This window comes from Massilia sp. DWR3-1-1 (genome assembly GCF_049898325.1).
Taxonomy (GTDB): domain Bacteria; phylum Pseudomonadota; class Gammaproteobacteria; order Burkholderiales; family Burkholderiaceae_D; genus JAFCUW01.
Genome location: NZ_JAFCXL010000038.1, coordinates 1 through 20,294 on the forward strand (window position 1 = coordinate 1; position 20,294 = coordinate 20,294).

Sequence of the window (20,294 nt, forward strand, 5' to 3'; positions counted from 1 at the left end):
GCTGCGTTCTTGCCGGCGTCGAGCTCATGCACATGGTCCGCAAGGGACAGTTCGCGATCGATAGCGCCGCTACCATGTCGTTCGCCGACCAATTTTATGCGCTGGCAGGACAGGTCCGTCCTGTTTGAGGCACCGAAGTTCCTTTCCTAGACAATTTCGTCTTTTGATCAACAACGCGACAGAACCGTTTTTGTAGCCCTGTAAGTCGTGGTCCGCTTCGTAGAAATCAATGCTGTCTTTTGTGCGCTATATCTTCAATTTCTCCCGACTCCGGTCTCCTGCAACGTTACCTAAAGTCCAACCAATGTCTTTGGATGAGTCTGCGCAGCGCGGTTGAGTCTCACTAAAGAGTGAGACTCCAAAAAATCCCGGCGCTCATGGCGCCGGAATATTAACCGCTAATAAAATTCGTTAAGCCTATGATTTTAAACGATATTTTTGAAAAATCGCGATTTCTTTAAAATTTAAGTCATTGATTTTAAAGAACTTTCTTTATCGGGTAGCTCAATGGTCTGCGCATACTCGCGCAGTGCCGCCAGCGTACGCTTTGTTGCCATCTCTGGATCAACACCTTCCTCGATGTTGATGACGATCTGGCGCTCAGATACTCTGACGGAAAATGCGGATGATCCATTTTTGTCGGTGATCGTACGCGGCTCCAGGTTTTTTGGACGCGCACGCTTGGGAGCGAGCGCTCGCTCAACCTGGATGCGCAACTCCAGAGGCTCTAGATCAGGTTGGTCGATCAGGCTTTCGACTGCCTTTACGATGGCGTCTAAGCCAGATGGGTGATCCTTCACAAGCTCCAGAACGACCTTTGCGTGGCGATACTTGATCAGCGCAGGGTACTTGTCAAGCAGCTGCAAAATTGCATCTGGCAGCTTATACAGCGCCAAGCATTGGGAAACGCGGGACTGGGAACACGAAAACAACCGACCCACATCCTTCTGGTCTTTTGCCAGCTCGTGATCTAGTGCTTGTTTGTACGCGCGGGCCCGTTCCCAGTCGCTGAGTGTCACCTGGCTTTCATTGCTAACCAAGGTCGCTACCTCGGCATCTTTATCGCCTATCTTAACAACGGTCGCCTTGATATCCGCCCAGCCGATCAAGCGCGCCGCGCGAATCCTCCTGTGCCCGTAAATGAGCTGATAGTGACCGGATGGCATCTGGCGAACCTTGATCGGCTCGTCCTGGCCGCGGTCCTTCATAGCCTGACCGAGCGCCTGCAGTTCGGTTTCGTCGTAGCGTTCCCGTGGCTGCCATGGTGAGTCGATGACTTGCTGTACAGGGATGCGGACGATCGTGTCGCGTGATTGTTCGGTGTAGGCAGCTGTAACAGGTTTCTGACTCAGCGCCGAGAACGGTTCGGAGGCTGGCGGCTCGCCCTCCAACAAGGCCTCCAATGATTTCGACGGACCACTCGGCGCAGCCGTCATATGCATCGCGCCGGTCACGGTGGTCTGCGGCGGTACCGCGCCGATGGCGCCACCGGTCAATCGCGCCGCTAGCGTTGCATTGAACGCATTTTCGGACTCATGTTTTTTGGCCATCACAGGATCCCCATCTTTTCGGTGAGTGCCTTGGTAACGTCCCGTATCTCATGCGCCGCAGTGCTACTCGGGCGAGCCAGTGCAAGTGGCATGCCCTCTTCGTCGGAGAGAACTTTGCGAAACTCCTCGCTTGAACTCACCTGCTTGTTGAGCCAGGCATCGGGATATTGTTTGGTCAGCGTGAGAACCTGAGCTGCTACCCGGACTCGAGTCATATCGTAAAAATTTCCGAGGATGATCAGCGCAGGGTACTTACCGTGTTCCGAATTCATCTCAGCCAGAACGCCGGCCAAGTATGAGACCGATTTCGTGCTGTACTTTTCCATCGACACAGGAGCAATCACAAAGTCGCTCGCGAGCAAAGCGCCGCGCGTGGTCTGGTTTTTGGCTGGGGGCGCGTCAAACATGATGATGTCGTAGCTAGACAGGTCTATGTCCTTATTTATTCCCGTCCGGCTGCTTGCAAGCCAGCGAGCAATCGCCAGTTCTGGTTTTTTGCTCATGATCGCGTCGACAGTGAACAAGGCTTCCAGCCGGTCGAGAGTAACTTCGGACGGAATGAGGTGCGGACCGTTTTCGCCAAAAGGTTTCTTGATCACCTGGCCGAGTGTGGCCCCTCCGCCATCGCCTTGCCACTGCGGCAACAGATGGCCGAAATGGTAGTCAACGCAAGTGGAAAGAGGCAAGTTGGAATCTGCCGCCTCGTCATGGGTCAACTCGGGATCATAGCCGTAGGAAATTGTCAGATTGGCTTGGAAGTCCAGATCAATTACTAGAACTTTTAGGCCCATCAACGCCCAGGTCACCGCAAGGTTCGAGGCCTTCGTCGTTTTTCCCACGCCACCCTTGGGTGCGTAGACGGTAACGATACGTTTGATCTTCGCGGTGATCCCGTACTTTTTGGCTCTATATGCAGCAAGGTCAAAGATGTTCTCGGCGCTGAACAGCCTGGTCTTGGGACCATCCCCGGCTTGGCGTTCGATTTGCAAACCAGCATCGTCTGAATCTCGTCGAACTGCATCTACACTGATGCCGAGCAGAGTTGCCACTGCCTGTACTTTGAATGGCTTGCGCATAAATTAAAGTCCTCATGATCATGTAATTCCCCTAGTCTTGCAAAGAAACATACTCCGCGCAAGGGAAAAATCAAAAATACAGAGAAAAACCTAGCAGCAAAGCGTTTCTTCAACGAAGAGGTAGCTTTAGCGCAGCCAGGGTGTGTGCCTAGTAGTTCAACAATAAATTCAAAATAGCATTCAAAAACCTTCTGTATACCTTCAACGCGACCAAACCCAGTTGTAGCAATCATTTCAAGAGGTTTAGGGTTGTGGATATGTTTACAGGTGAGCTTTTTTGATAGGCTAGGGTTGTGTATATGTTTTGAGGTGAACTTTTCTGATAGGTAGGGGTTGTGTATATGTTTTGAGGGTAATGTTTTTGATAGTGGCTGTGGATAAGTCGCTCGGATTGAGAAAAATCGCGACTTTTTTTCTACATCATGAGCTGAGGCCAGCACATCGCAAGTCATAAGCTATAAATGAGCGCTTTTGGGTTGTCAGAAAAGAATGATTGGCGAGTCACGCTGAAGGTTAGGACCCGAATGTGCCACGCTTGCACTGGGAAAGGTAAACGTTTTTGATAGTTTTCCCTTGTCGATTCCTGAAAGGTGACCCTTTCTGATAGACCTGGACAGGGGCAGGGCCGAAAGTGCATGTCTTTTGATAGGCGGATCGAATTCGGATGCTAAAGGTGAGCGTTTTTGATAGGCAACCCGTCTTAAAATGTACGCCAAGTAACTTTTTCGTTGCATCTTGATGTAAAAAGCCTCCATACCACTCGACTGAGAGGCAAACACAGTGGGGGCATGACGTTGAACCGACCAAAAACCTCACCTTTGGGGGGGAAAGGTGAGCGTTTCTGATAGGGTCCGGTTGCGTTCTCGGTTGACTTACCGATCGCAAAGGGGAACAATGCTCAACTATTCTTACCCTTTCCCTGGATTGCTCATGCCGAATGATGAAACCGCTGGCTCGCAGATGGCGCTGGCGTTGCTGTTTGAACAGCAACCTGAAATTCTCAAGAAGCCGGTGCAAGCAATCCACATGGCAATTACAGGTGGAATTCAAAATAAAACGCAGCGCTTGGCATTCAACGCAATGTTGAAGCACGCACTGGAAGAGCACGCCAAGAACCCGGGCGTGAACGTCGATAGCTACTCAATTTCGCGTGTCGAGTTGATGAGGATCATCGACTACACGTCGCCAAACAGGAAGCACCTAAAAGACGCGCTTCTACAGATGCAGAAGCTGACCGTGCAGTGGGACTTCCTGCAACAGGATGGTGACGCAATGTGGGCATCCTGTGTCCTGTTGCCGTTCGTCGGCTTTGATCGCGACAGGGTGTACTACTCGTACTCGCCTCAGATCAAGCCGATGCTGTTCGATTCCAAAATTTATGCCCGTCTGGATTTGCGAATTCAGCGGACGTTTAAGTTGGATTCATCGGCAGCGCTGTATGAATGGGTCAACCGTTTCCGTACGAACCCATCAAAGCTCACAAACGAGATGATCTGGGAAGACTGGCGCTGGGTGATTTACGGCGAGGTCAACGAGAAGTCAGTTCTTAACGAATTCAAGCTTTTTAAGCGAGAGAAGCTCAAACCCGCCATAAAGGAGATCAACGAAAAATCGGATCTGACGATCGAGCTGATCGAGAACAAGGACGGTGGTCGCAGTGTCAAGTATCTCCAATTTAGGGTCGAAGAAAAGTCGATTTTTCGGATAGAAGCCCCTGCAGACTCTGGAGAGAAGGCGGAGTGGGAAACCCGCTTGGAAGAGATGGGAATTGGCGTGAGGGATCGAAAGAAAATAATGAGCGCTTATTCGACCGCTGTGATCGAAGCGACCTGGCGTTTCACGATGACACGCGTCGCCGATAAGAGTCAAACAGCGATCAAAAACATCGGCGCATATATGAAACGTGCTCTGGAAGGGAAGTTCGCACCGGAGTCTGCCGAACCGGCGCCGGCGGCGGCTGGCCAAGATGTGAAGAGCATGCGCGAAATTCAATCAAATTTTACACGCCACCGCACTTCGGAGGCTGAAGCGATGTTTAAAGAAATGCCGGCCGATGATCGAGATGCGGTCATTGCTGAGTACAACGAGTTGCAAACGAATAGTGCGACTCGCATACCCGAAGAAGTCGAAAAGCAGGGGGCGAGATTTATGGTACCGCTCTACTCATGGCTCGCGGTAAGGCACTGGGGCGAACCGACACCACAAGACATCTTCCAGTTCGCTATCGAATCTGGTGCGATCAGCGTCAACAAGCAGCAGTGACCCTGGTGGCTTAACCATATCGCCTCGCGCACTACACTAGGTGTCTAGGTGGGTGGAATATTGGCCATCCGCGCAAGCTTGTGCGCGAACGCCTGAATGTGTTCAATTTCTAGGTGTGGATCATTCAGACGAATCTGCTTGTACAGAAGCGATACGATCAGGAGCGAATCGACCGGCCTCACTGGCACTGCCACGGCAGATTTTCCTTTCTGGATCATTTGTACAAAATAATTTCGCTCCTGATACCGGTAGTTGTCAACAAAGATGTCGCGTCAGTTCATGCAGCCAGCTTCAATAATTCAGGCGCAGCCCTTTCTGGATTGAGCCACACCTCGTCCTTCAGTTTCCAATTGCCCGTGGCGCCTGACCAGCGCTCCGGGCAGCGTTGCTTTGCAGCCTCGTAGACCTGCTCACGACGCCGCAAGATCGCATCGGCCAGCCCATCGTGGCGCTGTGCGGGGGTGATGAATTTGAGGCCGCTGTGCTTGTGCTGGTGGTTGTACCACTGCACAAACTGCTGCGTCCGCGTCCGGGCCTGCTCAACGCTGTCGAACGGCTTGCGCGGGTAGTCCGGCCGGTATTTGCAAGTGCGGAACAGCGACTCCGCGAACGGGTTGTCGTTGCTGATGCATATTCCACGCCAAACTGGACGCCCATTCCACGGCAAACTGGACACCTAGTCCAGCGCAAACTGGACACTCATTCCACGGCAAACTGGACACCCAGTCCAGCGCAAACTGGACACCGGTTCCGCTCCAAACTGGACAGTTTGAAGCGGCCTGAGTAGGGCCAACGGCAAGGGGATAACTGTGGCAACCTGCCGGATTTTTATCCGGAGGGTTGCTTGACCAATAAAAGGTTATCCATGCGCAAAATCCATGAAGTGCTGCGACTGCATTTCGAGCAGGGCCGCTCCAAGCGGGAAATCGCCCGCATCATCAACGTTTCTCCCTCCACCGTCTCGGACTACGTGGCCCGCGCCAAGCTGGCCGGCCTGTCACCGCCACTGCCGCCGAACTGCGACGACACAGTCCTTGAGCGCTTGCTGTTCCCGCCCAGCGAGCCATCGTCGGTGCAGCGGCCCACGCCAGCTTGGCCGACCGTGCACAAGGAGCTGCGCCGCAAGGGGGTGACGTTGGAGCTGCTGTGGCAGGAGTACAAGTCCGAGCAGCCGGAAGGCTTCCAGTACAGTGCATTCTGCGAGCACTATCGGCGCTGGCGCCAGCAACTGACCACGTCGATGCGGCAAACCCACACGCCCGGCGAGCGGCTGTTCGTCGACTACGCCGGCCAGACCGTCGATGTGACCGACGGCAGCACCGGCGAAATCCGCACCGCCCAAGTGTTCGTGGCCGTGCTGGGCGCCTCGAACTACACCTACATTGAGGCGACCTGGAGCCAGCAACTGCCGGACTGGATAGGTAGCCATGTGCGTGCGCTTGATTTCTTCGGCGGATGCACCGAGCTATGGGTGCCCGACAACCTGCGCAGTGGCGTGTCGAAGGCCTCGCGCTACGAACCGGACGTCAATCCCACCTACCAGGACCTGGCCGAACACTACGGCGTGGCGGTGCTGCCTGCACGCGCCCGCCGGCTCAAAGACAAGGCCAAGGTCGAGAACGGCGTGCTGGTGGTCACGCGCTGGGTGCTGGCGCGCCTGCGCCACCAGCGCTTCTTCAGCCTCAACGAGCTGAACCGGTCGCTGCGCACGCTGCTCGCCGACCTGAACGGGCGGCCCTTCAAGAAACTGCCCGGCAGCCGCGCCAGCGCCTTCGCCGAGATGGACCAGCCGGCCTTACGGCCCTTGCCCGTGCTGGTCTACGAGTACGCCGAATGGAAAGTGGCGCGGGTCGGCATCGACTACCACGTCGAGGTCGATGGCCACTACTACTCGGTGCCGTGCCAGCACGCACGGGCCCAAGTCAGGGTGTGCATAACGCGCACGACAGTAGAGGTATTTCAATGGGGCCAGCGCATCGCCAGTCACCTCCAATGCGCCTTCAAGGGCCGCCACACGACCATTGATGCTCACATGCCGCCGGCACACCGCGAGGTGGCAGGCTGGAATGCGCAAACGCTGACCGCGCGAGCCGAAGCCGTGGGGCCGCGCTGCGCGGTACTGGTAGAGCGGCTGTTCGGTCAGCGGCAGCATCCGCAGCAGGCATTCCGCAGTTGCCTGGGCGTGCTGTCGTTGGGTCAGAAGTACGGCATTGACCGGCTGGAGGCAGCCTGCGCCCGCTCGCTCAAGTACAGCGCCGTCAGCTGGAAGAGCGTCCAGGCCATCCTCAAAAATGGACTGGACCTGCAGCCGCAGGACACGCAACGCACGCTCGACCTGCCCGAGCACGAGAATTTGCGTGGCGCGGCCTACTACCAGTCGACCCAGATTCATTAATTAAAATAAATCATAAATACGGTTTATATCGAAAACTCAATGCGCCGCCACTGGCGACGCAGCACCACCTAAGGATGACCTATGTTGAACCACCCGACCTACGACAAGCTGACGCGCCTGAAACTGTTTGGCATGGCGCGCGCGTTCGCCGAGCAGAGCGCGCTGGACCTGGACCATCTTGGTTTCGAAGAACGGCTTGGCCTGCTGGTCGAGCACGAAGTGAGCGAGCGCGATGGCAAAGCGCTGGCGTTGCGCCTGCATCGTGCCAAGCTTAAACCCAACACGGCCGCCGAGGACACTGACTACCGCCACGCGCGTGGACTCGACAAGGCGCTGTTTCAACGGCTGCTGGCCGGCCTGTGGTTGAAGGAAAAGCAGAACGTGCTGCTCACCGGTCCAACCGGCGTGGGCAAAACCTGGCTGGCCTGCGCGCTGGCGCACCAGGCTTGCCGCATGGGCCGCAGCGCCTATTACGTACGTCTGCCGCGCATGCTCGACGAGTTGGCCATTGGCCGCGCCGATGGCAGGTACATGAAACTGCTCAAGCACCCGGCCAAAATTGACGTACTTGTAATTGACAATTGGGGGCTTGCCGTACTTGACGACGCGCACCGGCGCGACCTACTGGAAGTGCTCGACGACCGTCACGGCAGCGGCTCGACCATCGTCACCAGCCAGCTGCCGATTGAACACTGGCACGCCGCCATCGGCGACGCCACCCTGGCCGACGCCATCCTCGACCGCCTGGTTCACAACGCCCATCAGCTCAACTTGAAAGGAGATTCTCTGCGGAAAAAGCGGGCAAATTTGACAAGCTCGGCCAGTCCGGAGTAAAACCACACCTCACCCCCGCGCCGTTATGCCCAGAGTGTCCAGTTTGACGTGGAACAGGTGTCCAGTTTGCGCTGGAATGACTGTCCAGTTTGCGGCGGAACAGGTGTCCAGTTTGCGTGGAATACGCAGTTGCTGACGCGCGGCCGGCTGAACGATGGGACCACACCGAGCTTTTCCAACGTTGCCAGCATCGTTGCCCCTTTCATTGCGCTGCCATTGTCGGAGTGCAGCACCACTTTGCGGCCGGCCAGGCCTTCCACGAGACTGGCCTTGCGCATCAGCAGCGCCGCTAACTCGGCCGATTCGGCGATGTGCACTTCATGGCCAACGATTTTGCGGCTGTACACATCGAGCACCATGTACCAGTAAAAATACAGGCCCTTCACGGACGTCGGCAGCCAGGTAATATCCCACGACCACAAGCGGTTCGGTTCGCTCGCGCAGTGGCTCGTCACAACGCGCGTGCGTGGCTTGCTAGCCCGGCCCCGGTGATGCTGCTGTGCCGCTGCCTTCATGATCCGATAGATGGTCGACTCCGACGCCATGTACTCTCCGCGGTCGACCAGCGTGGGCACGATCTGGCTCGGTGGCTGACTGGCGAACTCGGCACTGTTGACCAGCGCCAGAATGCGCGCCCGTTCTTCCTCGCTCAGCTTGTTGGCAGGGGCGACCCGGCATGCATCTTTGCGCCCGTCGTCGAGGCCGGCACGGCCTTCGCGGGTCCAGCGCTGATAGGTCCGCAAAGTGAGGCCCAAGGCCTCACAGGCAACAGCACGCCGGCAACCACTGCCAACGGCGTCTTCAACCAAGTCCTTTACCAGCAGGCGATCTGGGGTCCCGATCAGTCTTCCTCGGGATCCCCCCAAATCGCCTGGGCTTTTTTTCTGAGGATGATCAGCGCTGCTGCCTCCGCCAGTGCCTTGTCCTTGCGCAGTAACTCCTTCTCGAGCTGCTTGATCCGCTTGCGGTCACCCTTGCTCTGCTCGCGCTGCTCTCGTGACCGGTCCGCACTGTGCGCATTCGCGTCCTGGCACGCAGCACGCCAAACCGCGATCTGCTCGATGAACAGTCCTTTTCGGCGGCAGTATTCGGCCAGCTCGGCCTCGTTCAATCCTGCCGTTTCCAGCACAACGCCGAACTTGTCCTTCGAGGACCATTCCTCGGCATTTTTTCCATTCCCTGGCACCGGCACTCCCTGCTCTTTTAAATTTCGTCGCCAAGTATAGAGGGTCTGTTCCGAGATGCCATTCTCGCGTGCCAGTGCCGAGATGGGCTTGTTCGTAGGCGGCATCATCTGCCGCAAAAGTGCTTCCTTGCGCTCTGCTGAATAGTGCTTCACTGCTGCTCTTTTACTCCGCCCCCAGTACGGTTAAGATAAATCAGATGACGCGACAACTATGCTGACATAGGGGGATACGGCGTTGGTGCACTTCGGGCCCGCGAAACGGTTGTTGGTAAGATGTTGATCCATTTTTTCTGAGATCTTCTGATTCCGAACAAGCACAACACCGACCGCCGTCATCACATTCCGAAGATGAAATTCAAGGTTCAGAACTGGCCGGAATATGAAGCGGGACTGCGGCGGCGTGGCAGCCTGCCTTTATGGATTGAAGATGCTGCACTGGCCCAGTGGCAAAGCGTTGGGCCGCGTGGGCAGGCACGCTACCAGGGTATCGCCATTGAGACGTGCTTGATGCTGCGCGCCGCCTTCAAGATGGCGCTGCGACAAACAGAAGGCTCGATGGCGTCGGAAATGACGTTGATGAATTTGACGATCTCTGCGCCCGATCACACGACGGTCAGTCGCCGTGCGGTGGGATTGCCTGAGGTAACCTGATTTTTTCGGACACTCTTGTTTGGTAAACTTCACCAACTGGAGAACTTATGACACGCTCAAAAACATACACGCCGGAGCTTCGCGAAGAAGCGGTAAAGCTGGTCTTGACGCAGGGCCTGACGCTGGAGGATGCCGCAGTGCGCCTGACTATTCCGAAAGGGACGCTGGCCAACTGGTGGTGGCTGCAAGGCACGGTACATCGTCGAAAGTGGCCCCTGGTAGCCGCTCCATTCCTGAACTTGAAGCCGAGGTCACCAAGCTGCGCAAAGAGCTCGCAGAGACCCGCATGGAGCGCGATATCGTAAAAAACCGCCCCACGCGCGCACCCGCGGCCCTTATGTATAGAAACTCCAGGCGAGTACACTTATGGCACGCAGAGACTGTGGCCGTAAGCTTCTTGGAGGCATGAACCCCGTCAAAAAACCTGGCCCAGGGGAAGCTGCGGACTCATCTGTGGCGGCGCTTTCGGGCGACCCCGTTTACGAAGTTGATTTTATCCGATTCCCCGTCCTGCGCTTGACTATCCAGGAGGTCGACCATGTCAAACAGTAAAACGAGACCGAAGCCTACGGGTCTGCCGATCGTTCACCCTTTCGCGGCCGGGATCGATATCGGATCCCGGTTTCACGTCGTCGCCGTGAGTCCGGATGGGTATTCCGGACGAACGTGACCAGTCATTCCGGCATCGTGACCAGTCATTCCATTTGAACGTGACTGTCCATTCCTGACGAACGTGACCGATTTCGGGCATCTTCCGGAATCAGCGGTCGCGATGCCGGAATTACTGGTCACGATACCGGAATCAGTGGTCACGATGCCGGAATGACGTCGTACAGCGCAGTAATGGTGTTACGCATTTTGCAACTGAACGGGTACGCTCCCAGTTTTTTGACTGGAACCAGCGTGCCCGCACCAAGGATCAATATGCGTAAAATCAAGGACGTATTACGGCTCAAGCTTGACGCCAAACTGCCGCATCAGCAGATCGCCGATGCGCTGGGCCTGTCGAAGGGCGTGGTCACGAAGTACGTCGGCTTGGCCGCCGCAGCGGGCCTGGACTGGCCTGCCGTGCAAGGCATGGACGAAGCGGCGCTGGAGCAGCGTCTGCTAGTGCGCTCACAGAAAGTGCGCGACTATGTGCAACCGGACTATGCTCGCGTGCACCAGGAACTGCGCCGCAAGGGCATGACGTTGATGCTGGTGTGGGAGGAGCACCGCGCCGACCACGCGCACTGCCAGACCTACGCGTACTCGCAGTATTGCGACAACTACCGCCGCTTCGCCAAGCAGCTCAAGCGCTCGATGCGCCAGATCCACCGCGCCGGCGAGAAGCTGTTCATCGATTACGCTGGCCCCACCATCGCCCTCACCGACGGCGGCCGTGCCCACATCTTCGTGGCGGCGCTGGGCGCTTCGAGCTACACCTTCGCCTGCGCCACGCCGTCCGAGACGATGGCCGACTGGCTCGGGTCGACGGTGCGTGCGCTGGCCTTCTACGGCGGCGTGACGCAGCTCATCGTGCCCGACAACCCGAAGGCGATGATCGCCGACGCCAACCGCTACGAGCCACGCGGCAACGACACCGTGCTCGACTTCGCCCGCCACTACCCGAACTGCCGCTGCCAAAGGCTAAGCATCGCAACAAGTTGCCCAGCGATCCCAACTTCGACGTACGCACCGCGATATACCAGCTTGCGGGGACCGATCTGACGCAGATTCACGGCATCGGTCCGTTTCTCGCGCTGCGACTGGTCGGCGAATGCGGAACGGATTTGAGCAAATGGCGCACCGCCAAGCACTTCACGTCGTGGCTGACCCTCGCCCCCGGTTGCAAAATCAGCGGCGGCAAGGTGCTCTCCTCGCACACGCGCAAGACCAGCAGCCGCATCACTGTGCTGCTCCGGTTCGCGGCCGTGACGGTCGGCAGGAGCAACACCGCGCTTGGCGCATTTTGCCGGCGCCTTGCGGGCCGTATCGGCAATGCCAAGGCGGTGACGGCGACCGCACGCAAGATAGCCGTGCTGTTTTACAACGCGATGCGCTACGGAATGGACTACCGAGATCCGGGTGCTGACCACTACGAGCAACAGTATCGGGAGCGCGTCGTCAAGCAGCTACACCGCCGCGCGGCGCAATTTGGATTCACGCTGCAACCTCAGCCCCCAACAGCATAGTGAGTTTCTTAGGAAGGCGGCGGCGTACTTTGCGCGGGAGTCGCTGCCAAGTACGCGGTCATGAAGACATTGCGACTCGAATATCCCGTCAGCGTTCTATGCCGCGTCTTTGGCGTTTCGCGTAGCGGCTTCTATGCGTGGGCGGACGGCAAGCCGTCGCAACGCGCGCAGGACGACACGCGCCTGAAGGTCGCCATCAAGGCTGTGCACGAGCAGAGCCGGCAGACGTATGGCCCGCTGCGCATGCAACCCGAATTGGCGGCGCAGGGCTTTGCCGCTGGCCGGGACCGCATCATCCGGCTACGCCGCGAGCTTGCCTTGCGCTGTAAGCAGAAGCGCAAATTCAAGGCGACGACGAACTCGAACCATGACCTGCCGGTGGCAGAGAATCTGCTGAACCAAACCTTCGCGCCGACCCGCCCGAACAAAGCCTGGGTCACTGACATCACCTATATCGCCACCGGCGAAGGCTGGCTTTACCTGGCCGGCATCAAGGACGTCTTCACCTGTGAGCTGGTGGGCTACGCGATGGACGAGCGCATGACGCAAACGCTGACGGCGACGGCGTTATGGAAGGCCGTGCGCAACAAGCGCCCCGCGCCGGGGCTGATTCATCACTCCGACCGCGGCAGCCAATATTGCACTCCCGACTATCAAAAACTGGTGAAGCAATTTGGTATGACAGCGTCCATGTCACGCCGAGGAAACTGCTTCGACAATGCGCCGATGGAGAGCTTCTGGGGTAGCCTGAAAAATGAGCTCGTCCATCATCAACGGTACGCCACCAGGGCCGATGCGCGAGCAGCCATACAGGAATATATCCAAAGCTTTTACAACCGCCAGCGGCGCCACTCGCGCCTCGGCAATATTGCGCCCGCGTTGTTCGCTGAAAAATACAGAGAACAACGACAGGCGGCCTGAAACAAGAGTGTCCGCTATTGACAGTACACCCCAACTTGGCGGGACCAGCATATTGAAACCATCGCTCAGAACGGGCGCGCCACCTGGCAGCGGATAAGCGGCTACAACTTCCGCAGCTATGTGGAACTGGCGATGCAGCGCTACAAGCGGATCTTCGGCAACACGATGAAAGCACGTGCTCTCGCACGTCAGAAAACGGAGGCGTGGATCAGTGCGTCCGCACTGAACACGATGACCAGCTTCGGTATGCCGGTGTCGGTAAAAATCTAAAAACGGACCGAAACTGGGGACGTTTTTGTGTGGCGTCGATTAATTCAACAACGCCTCAGCGGGTAGGCCGCATACCAGCGGATGTAGACCAGGATCACGTCGACCGGAAAGCGCATACTTTTGAAGTTGACCATGTCGATTCGTCCTGGATTCGGGCACCGCAGTTTACTCGACCGGACCGCAGGCGTTCGCTAATGCGACAGAACCAACAAGGGCACAGCATGCTCGAAGTGCTGCGCCGCGCATTTGCCGGCGATCCGATCATGCCGGCTGCGTAGCGGCTGAATAGTTACCATTAATTTTGCTTTGGGTCGAGGCGCAGGCAAACTTTTTTGCAGTCAAAAATAGAGCGGTCCACATTGAACTCCTTCAGGTTCAAGAATCTGACTATCGTTACAACAAGCAGACCCGAGAAGTTACGATTCTAGCGTCTGGAAAGTAAGCGTCGTCCCACCACCGTCTTGAGCGGCGTGCCGCTTTAATTGATGATGGCCTCACCTCTCTGGGAAGCGACGTGTTGCTCAAGTAGGCTTGATCTGCTGGGGGCAATTCCAGGGCAGTAACTCGTCAACGCGGTTGACGGGGTGGTCGGCGATCTGCGTCAGCACATGACGCAACCAGGCTTCGGGGTCGACCCCGCTCAGCTTGGCAGTGCCGATCATCGAGTAGATCGCGGCCGCACGTTCGCCGCCGCTGTCTGCGCCAGCAAACAGGTAGTTGCGCCGGCCGATGGCGATGCCACGCAGTGCCCGTTCGGCAGCCGAGTTGTCGATCTCGATGATGCCGTTGTCGCAGTAGCGCAGCAACGCTGGCCACAGGTTCAGTGCGTACAGGATGGCAGCCGAGGTGTCGGATTTGCGCGATAGCTTTTCAAGCGAGGCGCGCAGCCACTGCTCGAGGTCGTCAAGCAACGGTCGCGCACGCGCCTGTCGCGCCGACCGGCGCTCGTCCGGTGGTTTTCCGCGGATCTCGGCCTCGATCAGATACAGTTCGGCGATGCGGCGTAGCGCTTCTGTCGTGAGCGGCGATAGCCGCGCCACGTGCAGGTCGTGGAACTTGCGACGCGCGTGCGCCCAACATGCCGCTTCGTCGATTTTTCCACCTTCGTAAAGGGCGTTGAAGCCGGCGTAAGCGTCAGCCTGCAGCACGCCCTCGAACTTGGCCAGATGCGTTTGCGGATGGATGCCCTTGCGGTCTGGCGAGTAGGCGAACCAGACTGCAGGTGGACTCAAGTCACCGGAAGGTCGGTCGTCCCGCACGTATGTCCATAGCCGCCCCGTTTTGGTTTTTCCATTGCCTGGCGCGAGGACCGGCACTGGCGTGTCGTCAGCATGCAGTTTCTGTGCTGTCAGCACATGCTTGCGGACCGCGTCGACCAGTGGGCGCAACAACGAGCTGGCAGCGCCGACCCAGTTCGCCAGCAGTGCCCGGTCCAGATCGACGCCTTCGCGTGCATAAATCACGGATTGGCGGTACAGCGGCAAGTGGTCGGCGAACTTGGCGACCAGCACATGGGCCAGCAAGCCAGGGCCGGCGATGCCACGTTCGATCGGTTGGCTCGGCGCTGGCGCCTGCACGATGGCGTCGCAGCAGCCGCAAGCCAATTTCGGGCGCACATGGCGGATGACGCGGAAGCTCGCTGGCACGAACTCAAGCTGTTCGGCGACGTCTTCGCCAAGCTGCTTTAATGTGCCACCACAGGCCGCGCAATCTGTCGTCGCCGGCAGATACACTTTTTCGTCACGTGGCAGATGCGCGGGCCGCGCTTTGCGCGGCCCGCGCTGACGCGGCGCCTTGTCCATCGGCGGCATTTCCCGTTCGGCCTCGGCATCATCGGCCTGCAAGTCCTCAAGCTGCAATTCGAGCTGTTCGATCTGATGGTCGAGCTTCTCGGACTTGCGGCCGAACTGCATGCGCCGCAGCTTGGCGATCCACAATTTCAGATGCTCGATCTCGGCGGCGCGCGTTTTCAGCTGTGCTTGCAGTCCAAGGATTTGTTCGTCGCGCGCCAACAGCAATGCTTTCAGGGCATTGATATCGTTGGGAAGCTCGGCGGCGCTCAGCATGGGCTGAGTTTACCCGAGGCAGCGTACGTTTACAAGGCTGACGTCGGCCGCCAGGTGCGTTCCGGCCGGCGCCAGTCGATCCCTTCGAGCAGCATCGACAGCTGCGCCGGGGTCGGGCAGACGCTGCCGCTGGTCGCCTGTGGCCAGACGAAGCGGCCCCGTTCGAGGCGCTTTGCGAACAGACACAGGCCGTCGCCGGACCACCACAGCACCTTGAGCATGTCGCCGCGACGACCGCGGAACACGAACACATGGCAGCAGTAAGGATCTTCGGCCAATGCAGTTTCGACTTTGGTGGCCAGGCCATTCATCCCGGCACGCATGTCGGTGATGCCGGCGACAAGCCAGATCCTGGTGCCAGCGGGCAGGCCGATCATGTGCGCAGACTGTGGAGGACAAGTGCAAGCAAGGCGGCATCGGTGCCGACGCCAACGCGGACGACGGCGTCGGCGATGACGATCTCAATCATGCTTGTCGAAGAGGCGGTGCTCACGCGCGTGGCGCGGGCAGGTGCGCGCTGTATCACCACTGGCAGCAAATGCGCCTGCTGCGACCCCGATTCCGATTCCGTCAGCAGGCCGGCGCGCAAGTCTCGCCGCCATTTGAACAACATGTTGACGTTAATCTCGTGTTGCTGCGCCAGTTTTGATACCGACACGCCAGGTTCACACGCTGCCTTGGCCAGGCGCTGCTTGAACTCGGCCGGATAATTCGGACGTCCTTTACGGTTGTTCGGCTGGCCAACAGTGTCCACAGTAGTTCCCATCAAAAAAGTAACGGGAACTACTTTCGCAGAGTAGGTTGGCTACGTACAGACGGTGCTGGGAAGACGCTTACTCTGGAAAAAGCAACTCGACCATTGAAATTTACGCGGACAGGGTAAATATCTGGCGACGTACATGTCTCTCGGTGCTATCGTACTTGTTCAATCGATCGACACGGACGAAATCATGGGAACCACAGGGGCTAGAAACAAGGAACGAACAAATGATCAGCTAGCCGATCTGATGCTCATGCACTTTCGATCCAGCGTACCGCAAGATGTGTAGCCGCCTGGACGTACCTCAGCAAATTAGATGTGCCGGCCTCAACGATTTATCGCGTTCTAACCTATGCAGCAAATGTACGTCGGTACCCTAGGGAGAGCAAACATGGCCTTACATAGAGGAAGCGACCGTCGCGTGTCAGACCACGCCCAATGGGATCTCATTGTAGAGATTGGCGTTAACTATTTCCGGACAGTCGGCGCCGCCCATGCCATCACTTTCATGGTGATGAACGGCATCTCTATGGAGGTTGTTATTCGTGTCACTTCGGCACACCACCCCAGGAGAAAGACGAAGTGGGAGCTCCACGTTGATGAAGCGGCTCTCCGACAAGCATTAGGGGCCCGACCATTACTTGCCGAGCACCACCCCAATCCACGGCGTTGTTGAATAATTTGACCGGTCGCCACCGGAGTGTACAATCTAGCATCATTTCTTTTCAGGTAGGTCCGTGCCGTACAAACACAGCGAAGAGCGTCGCCACAAATTCGAGAAGCCGCATTACAAGGTGACGAACTGGCCTGCGTACAACGCCGCGCTCAAGTGGCGCGGTGACTTTACGATGTGGTTTGCCGAGGAGGCGATTGCCGAGTGGTGCCCAGCCAAGACCGGGGCGCGCGGCCGGCCAACAAAGTATTCCAATGTGGTAATCGAGACCGCGCTGTTCATACGCCAAGTTTTTCATCTGGCGTTGCGGCAGACAGAAGGCTTCATGAACTCGCTTGCCCGTGCTCTGAAGGTCGAGATCAGCATCCCGGATTTCAGCCGCATTTCCAAGCGGAGCATCGGCTTGCCAAGACATGCCCTGAGCAAAGCCCTGGACCCAGGCAGCCTCGTCATCGTGGACTCCACCGGACTCAAAGTGTACGGCAAAGATGAATGGCACCAGGAAAAGCATGACGTCCCGGCCCGGCGCACCTGGCGCAAGCTGCACCTGGCGATCGACGAACATCATCAGGTTCTCGCCTGCGAACTGACGACGCCGGAAGTGGGTGACACGACGGCCGTGCCGGATTTACTCGATCAAATCACAACACCATTTGAGATGTTCATGGGCGATGGCGCCTACGACGGCGAGCCGGTAGCGCAGGCGGTGCTGACGAGGCAGCCCGATGCGCAAGTGATCATTCCACCGCACAAGAGCGCTGTACGTTCCGACATCGGTACGACTTGGCGGGACCAGCATATTGAAACCATCGCTCAGAAAGGGCGCGCCACCTGGCAGCGGATAAGCGGCTACAATTTCCGCAGCTATGTGGAACTTGCGATGCAGCGCTACAAGCGGATCTTCGGCAACACGATGAAAGCACGTGCTCTGGCACGTCAGAAAACGGAGGCGTGGATCAGTGCGTCCGCACTGAACACGATGACCAGCTTCGGTATGCCGGTGTCGGTAAAAATCTAAAAACGGACCGAAACTGGGGACATTTTTGCCTGGCGTCGATTAATTCAACAACGCCCATTGCCACCGGGCGCACGGTGAAGTTCGCGACTGATCGAACTGGGAGCACGGCCAAGGCGCTTAGCAATGGATCGGATACTGCACTGGTCGTCCCGCATGGTCATCACGACGGCGCGCTCCTGTGTCGTCAGATGGGTATAGATTTTCGGCATGGCAACACCTTACAGCAAAGGGTGTTGCACTTGGTTTTAGAGGCTGCCAACCTATGCACTAACATTGGTCCGTTGGATTGGCAATGTGCAAATCTCGGCCACCGCTTGCCGCACCACTTCCGCTTTAATTTCGAGGGGTGCGCTTTCGTCCGCCCTGGCTGATGCGCATTAAGGAAGCGACCAAGTCCTTTACAATTTCACGAGAACGGTCATCAAGAAGTTGCATGTCGTGAAGCAAGGCCAAGTGATCGCGCGGCAGGCCCATGGGGTCGTTTGCCGCGTAGTCGCTCTCTGTCGCGCACTCTTCTCCATAGCGAAGCCACTGTGGCGACAAAGCCAGCCATCTGGAAAGCACGACTAATTTATCCTGTGTTGGAAATGCTTCACCGCGAAGCCATTTTCGTGCCGCATGCGATGTAATCGCAAAGCCATCCGTTCTCAGGTTGAATTCTTGAGCAAAAACTGTCGGACTCACCGAACATTCGGCACGCAACAGGGCAATGCACAGCCTTTTGCTGAAATTGGCTCGTTCGTCCGCTGCGATCTTTGAGTTCATGCATCAGAATAGCAGAAATAAATACCAATGCGCGCCTTTTTGGTACTACATTAGTTGTTGTGTGTTTTGCGCATCCGATGGAGGGGAGCATGGCAAGCATCTTGGCGCGGAACGGTCCCGATCAGACCATTTACGCGGACGGTAATGCAAAGGTTTTTGTGACTGTTCAGCGTGAGTGATTTTCGAAAAAACAGATGTAAACCTGGCGGTCTCAAGTATCAAGTGCAGCACCGGGTTAATGAATCAAATCGGCCTGCAATTGTAGCCGAGCCATGTGTTCGGTATAAACCACCAGCGGGGACTTCCAGCCGAGCGTTTGACGTGGTCGCGTATTGAGCGATAGTGCGATGGCATCGAGGTCGTCCTGCGAATAAATCGACAGGTCTGAGCCCTTGGGCATGTACTGGCGCAGCAAGTCGTTGGTGTTCTCATTGGAGCCGCGCTGCCATGGGCTGTGCGGGTCGGCAAAGTAGATCTGCACGCCGGTGCGCTCGGTGAGGATTTTGTGGCCATGCATCTCGCGGCCCTGGTCGTAGGTCATCGACTTGCGCAGTTCGGCGGGCTGACGGTTGAGCACCGCCGAGAAGCTGTCGACGACGGAGCGGGTGCCGGCGTTGTCCATCTTGGCCAGCACCACGAAACGCGTGGTGCGTTCGACCAGCGTGCCGACCGAGGAGCGGTGGTTCTGTCGCGTTGTTGATCAAAAGACGAAATTGTCTAGGAAAGGAACTTCGGTGCCTCAAACAGTACGGACCTGTCCTGCCAGCGCATAAAATTGGTCGGCGAACGACATGGTAGCGGCGCTATCGATCGCGAACTGTCCCTTGCGGACCATGTGCATGAGCTCGACGCCGGCAAGAACGCAGCCGGCGGAGCGGAAGGATTTGAAGTTGAGCATCGGCCTGGTCACCCGCTTGATGGCACGGTGGTCCTGCTCGACGATATTGTTGAGGTATTTGACCTGGCGCACCATGATCGGCACGTCCCGGCCGGCATTGATCGCATCGATGGACGCCTTGTTGGCGCCGCTCTTGTCCATCGTGACCTTTTCCGGAACGCCATTCTCGCGCATGGCCTTGTCGAAGAAGCGCTTCGCCGCAGCCATGTCGCGCTTTGCCGTCAGGAGGAAATCGACCGTCTTTCCGGCCGTGTCGACGGCCCGGTAGAGATATTTCCAGACGCCCTTGACCTTGATGTAGGTCTCATTTATCCGCCAGCTGCCGCCGACCAGACGCTTGTGTTTGCGGGACAGTTTTTCAATCAGCGGCAGGAATCGGATCGCCCACGGCGTTGTTGAATAATTCGACCTGTCGCCACAGGAGTGTACAATCTGGCATCATTTCTTTCCAGGTAGGCCCGTGCCGTACAAACACAGCGAAGAGCGTCGCCACCAATTCGAGAAGCCGCATTACAAGGTGACGAACTGGCCTGCGTACAACGCCGCGCTCAAGCAGCGCGGTGACTTTACGATGTGGTTTACCGAGGAGGCGATTGCCGAGTGGTGCCCAGCGAAGACCGGGGCGCGCGGCCGGCCAACAAAGTATTCCAATGTGGCAATCGAGACCGCGCTGTTCATACGCCAAGTTTTTCATCTGGCGTTGCGGCAGACCGAAGGCTTCATGAACTCGCTTGCCCGTGCCCTGAAGGTCGAGATCAGCATCCCGGATTTCAGCTGCATTTCCAAGCGGAGCAT

The 20,294-nt window shown here is 57.4% G+C and carries 13 protein-coding genes and 11 pseudogenes; 12 read left to right on the plus strand and 12 right to left on the minus strand.

Going from position 1 to position 20,294, the window contains the following annotated elements:
• Nucleotides 1–128, plus strand: a pseudogene (locus ACP7EY_RS22985) (IS6 family transposase); the annotation flags it as partial.
• 336 nt (nucleotides 129–464) lie between these two features.
• Here the strand turns inward: ACP7EY_RS22985 and ACP7EY_RS22990 are convergent.
• Nucleotides 465–1,550 carry a ParB/RepB/Spo0J family partition protein gene (locus tag ACP7EY_RS22990; RefSeq protein WP_426197594.1) on the minus strand — a complete coding sequence of 362 codons (1,086 nt, stop codon included), beginning with the start codon at nucleotides 1,548–1,550 and terminating at the stop codon, nucleotides 465–467.
• A complete protein-coding gene (locus tag ACP7EY_RS22995) occupies nucleotides 1,550–2,626 on the minus strand; it encodes a ParA family protein (protein WP_426197595.1) in 1,077 nt (358 codons plus the stop codon). The genes ACP7EY_RS22990 and ACP7EY_RS22995 overlap by 1 nt, the downstream gene beginning before the upstream one ends.
• A gap of 930 nt (nucleotides 2,627–3,556) precedes the next feature.
• Between ACP7EY_RS22995 and ACP7EY_RS23000 the strand changes: the two genes are divergently transcribed.
• The gene (locus ACP7EY_RS23000; RefSeq protein ID WP_426197596.1) at nucleotides 3,557–4,888 is read left to right on the plus strand and encodes a replication initiation protein; all 1,332 of its coding nucleotides are present in this window, start codon (nucleotides 3,557–3,559) and stop codon (nucleotides 4,886–4,888) included.
• 277 nt (nucleotides 4,889–5,165) lie between these two features.
• On the opposite strand, the pseudogene ACP7EY_RS23005 reads toward ACP7EY_RS23000, so the two are convergent.
• A pseudogene (locus tag ACP7EY_RS23005) lies at nucleotides 5,166–5,516 on the minus strand (integrase core domain-containing protein); the annotation flags it as partial.
• A gap of 237 nt (nucleotides 5,517–5,753) precedes the next feature.
• Between ACP7EY_RS23005 and istA (ACP7EY_RS23010) the strand changes: the two are divergent.
• A complete protein-coding gene (gene istA, locus ACP7EY_RS23010) occupies nucleotides 5,754–7,283 on the plus strand; it encodes an IS21 family transposase (RefSeq protein ID WP_426197597.1) in 1,530 nt (509 codons plus the stop codon).
• Between the two features lie 81 nt (nucleotides 7,284–7,364).
• Nucleotides 7,365–8,117 (plus strand): IS21-like element helper ATPase IstB, encoded by a 753-nt coding sequence (gene istB / locus ACP7EY_RS23015; RefSeq protein ID WP_426197598.1) that lies wholly within the window; start codon nucleotides 7,365–7,367, stop codon nucleotides 8,115–8,117.
• 128 nt (nucleotides 8,118–8,245) lie between these two features.
• Here istB and ACP7EY_RS23020 read toward each other — a convergent pair.
• Nucleotides 8,246–9,456 (minus strand): annotated as a pseudogene (locus tag ACP7EY_RS23020) (IS3 family transposase); the annotation flags it as partial.
• A gap of 150 nt (nucleotides 9,457–9,606) precedes the next feature.
• Here ACP7EY_RS23020 and ACP7EY_RS23025 point away from each other — a divergent pair.
• The 6 genes and pseudogenes from ACP7EY_RS23025 to ACP7EY_RS23050 all read left to right on the plus strand — a co-directional run.
• A pseudogene (locus ACP7EY_RS23025) lies at nucleotides 9,607–9,930 on the plus strand (transposase); the annotation flags it as partial.
• Nucleotides 9,931–10,001: 71 nt separating this feature from the next.
• Nucleotides 10,002–10,261, plus strand: a pseudogene (locus ACP7EY_RS23030) (transposase); the annotation flags it as partial.
• Nucleotides 10,262–10,857: 596 nt separating this feature from the next.
• A pseudogene (gene istA, locus ACP7EY_RS23035) lies at nucleotides 10,858–11,562 on the plus strand (IS21 family transposase); the annotation flags it as partial.
• Between the two features lie 38 nt (nucleotides 11,563–11,600).
• Nucleotides 11,601–12,128, plus strand: coding sequence for a transposase (locus tag ACP7EY_RS23040; RefSeq protein WP_426197599.1), 528 nt, complete (start codon nucleotides 11,601–11,603; stop codon nucleotides 12,126–12,128).
• 12 nt (nucleotides 12,129–12,140) lie between these two features.
• Nucleotides 12,141–13,049 (plus strand): annotated as a pseudogene (locus ACP7EY_RS23045) (IS3 family transposase); the annotation flags it as partial.
• Nucleotides 13,050–13,181: 132 nt separating this feature from the next.
• Nucleotides 13,182–13,319 (plus strand): hypothetical protein, encoded by a 138-nt coding sequence (locus ACP7EY_RS23050; protein ID WP_426197600.1) that lies wholly within the window; start codon nucleotides 13,182–13,184, stop codon nucleotides 13,317–13,319.
• Nucleotides 13,320–13,375: 56 nt separating this feature from the next.
• Here ACP7EY_RS23050 and ACP7EY_RS23055 read toward each other — a convergent pair.
• From ACP7EY_RS23055 to tnpA, 4 genes and pseudogenes are all read right to left on the minus strand, one after another.
• Nucleotides 13,376–13,453 (minus strand): annotated as a pseudogene (locus ACP7EY_RS23055) (IS6 family transposase); the annotation flags it as partial.
• Between the two features lie 387 nt (nucleotides 13,454–13,840).
• Nucleotides 13,841–15,385 carry an IS66 family transposase gene (tnpC, locus tag ACP7EY_RS23060; RefSeq protein WP_426197601.1) on the minus strand — a complete coding sequence of 515 codons (1,545 nt, stop codon included), beginning with the start codon at nucleotides 15,383–15,385 and terminating at the stop codon, nucleotides 13,841–13,843.
• Between the two features lie 29 nt (nucleotides 15,386–15,414).
• Nucleotides 15,415–15,762 (minus strand): IS66 family insertion sequence element accessory protein TnpB, encoded by a 348-nt coding sequence (gene tnpB, locus ACP7EY_RS23065; protein ID WP_426197602.1) that lies wholly within the window; start codon nucleotides 15,760–15,762, stop codon nucleotides 15,415–15,417.
• A complete protein-coding gene (tnpA, locus tag ACP7EY_RS23070) occupies nucleotides 15,759–16,139 on the minus strand; it encodes an IS66-like element accessory protein TnpA (RefSeq protein ID WP_426197603.1) in 381 nt (126 codons plus the stop codon). Before tnpA ends, tnpB begins: the two co-directional genes overlap by 4 nt.
• A 743-nt stretch (nucleotides 16,140–16,882) precedes the next feature.
• Between tnpA and ACP7EY_RS23075 the strand changes: the two genes are divergently transcribed.
• Entirely contained in the window at nucleotides 16,883–17,836 is a 954-nt protein-coding gene (locus ACP7EY_RS23075) for an IS5 family transposase (RefSeq protein WP_426197604.1), read from the plus strand.
• Nucleotides 17,837–17,898: 62 nt separating this feature from the next.
• Here ACP7EY_RS23075 and ACP7EY_RS23080 read toward each other — a convergent pair.
• The 4 genes and pseudogenes from ACP7EY_RS23080 to ACP7EY_RS23095 form a co-directional block, all read right to left on the minus strand.
• A pseudogene (locus tag ACP7EY_RS23080) lies at nucleotides 17,899–18,045 on the minus strand (helix-turn-helix domain-containing protein); the annotation flags it as partial.
• Between the two features lie 124 nt (nucleotides 18,046–18,169).
• A complete protein-coding gene (locus tag ACP7EY_RS23085) occupies nucleotides 18,170–18,601 on the minus strand; it encodes a hypothetical protein (protein WP_426197605.1) in 432 nt (143 codons plus the stop codon).
• A gap of 235 nt (nucleotides 18,602–18,836) precedes the next feature.
• Nucleotides 18,837–19,277, minus strand: a pseudogene (locus tag ACP7EY_RS23090) (IS30 family transposase); the annotation flags it as partial.
• Nucleotides 19,278–19,340: 63 nt separating this feature from the next.
• Nucleotides 19,341–19,886 (minus strand): annotated as a pseudogene (locus tag ACP7EY_RS23095) (IS6 family transposase); the annotation flags it as partial.
• Between the two features lie 73 nt (nucleotides 19,887–19,959).
• Here ACP7EY_RS23095 and ACP7EY_RS23100 point away from each other — a divergent pair.
• On the plus strand, nucleotides 19,960–20,294 hold a 335-nt coding region (locus ACP7EY_RS23100), incomplete at its 3' end, for a transposase (protein ID WP_426197606.1).

Bases quoted from the DNA above. Each gene is read 5' to 3' on its own strand.
- ACP7EY_RS23050 (WP_426197600.1), top strand. From the start codon at position 13,182: ATGCAGCGCTACAAGCGGATCTTCGGCAACACGATGAAAGCACGTGCT.
- tnpB (WP_426197602.1), bottom strand. From the start codon at position 15,762: ATGATCGGCCTGCCCGCTGGCACCAGGATCTGGCTTGTCGCCGGCATC.
- ACP7EY_RS23000 (WP_426197596.1), top strand. From the start codon at position 3,557: ATGCCGAATGATGAAACCGCTGGCTCGCAGATGGCGCTGGCGTTGCTG.
- tnpC (WP_426197601.1), bottom strand. From the start codon at position 15,385: ATGCTGAGCGCCGCCGAGCTTCCCAACGATATCAATGCCCTGAAAGCA.
- ACP7EY_RS22990 (WP_426197594.1), bottom strand. From the start codon at position 1,550: ATGGCCAAAAAACATGAGTCCGAAAATGCGTTCAATGCAACGCTAGCG.
- ACP7EY_RS22995 (WP_426197595.1), bottom strand. From the start codon at position 2,626: ATGCGCAAGCCATTCAAAGTACAGGCAGTGGCAACTCTGCTCGGCATC.
- ACP7EY_RS23085 (WP_426197605.1), bottom strand. From the start codon at position 18,601: ATGAACTCAAAGATCGCAGCGGACGAACGAGCCAATTTCAGCAAAAGG.
- istB (WP_426197598.1), top strand. From the start codon at position 7,365: ATGTTGAACCACCCGACCTACGACAAGCTGACGCGCCTGAAACTGTTT.
- istA (WP_426197597.1), top strand. From the start codon at position 5,754: ATGCGCAAAATCCATGAAGTGCTGCGACTGCATTTCGAGCAGGGCCGC.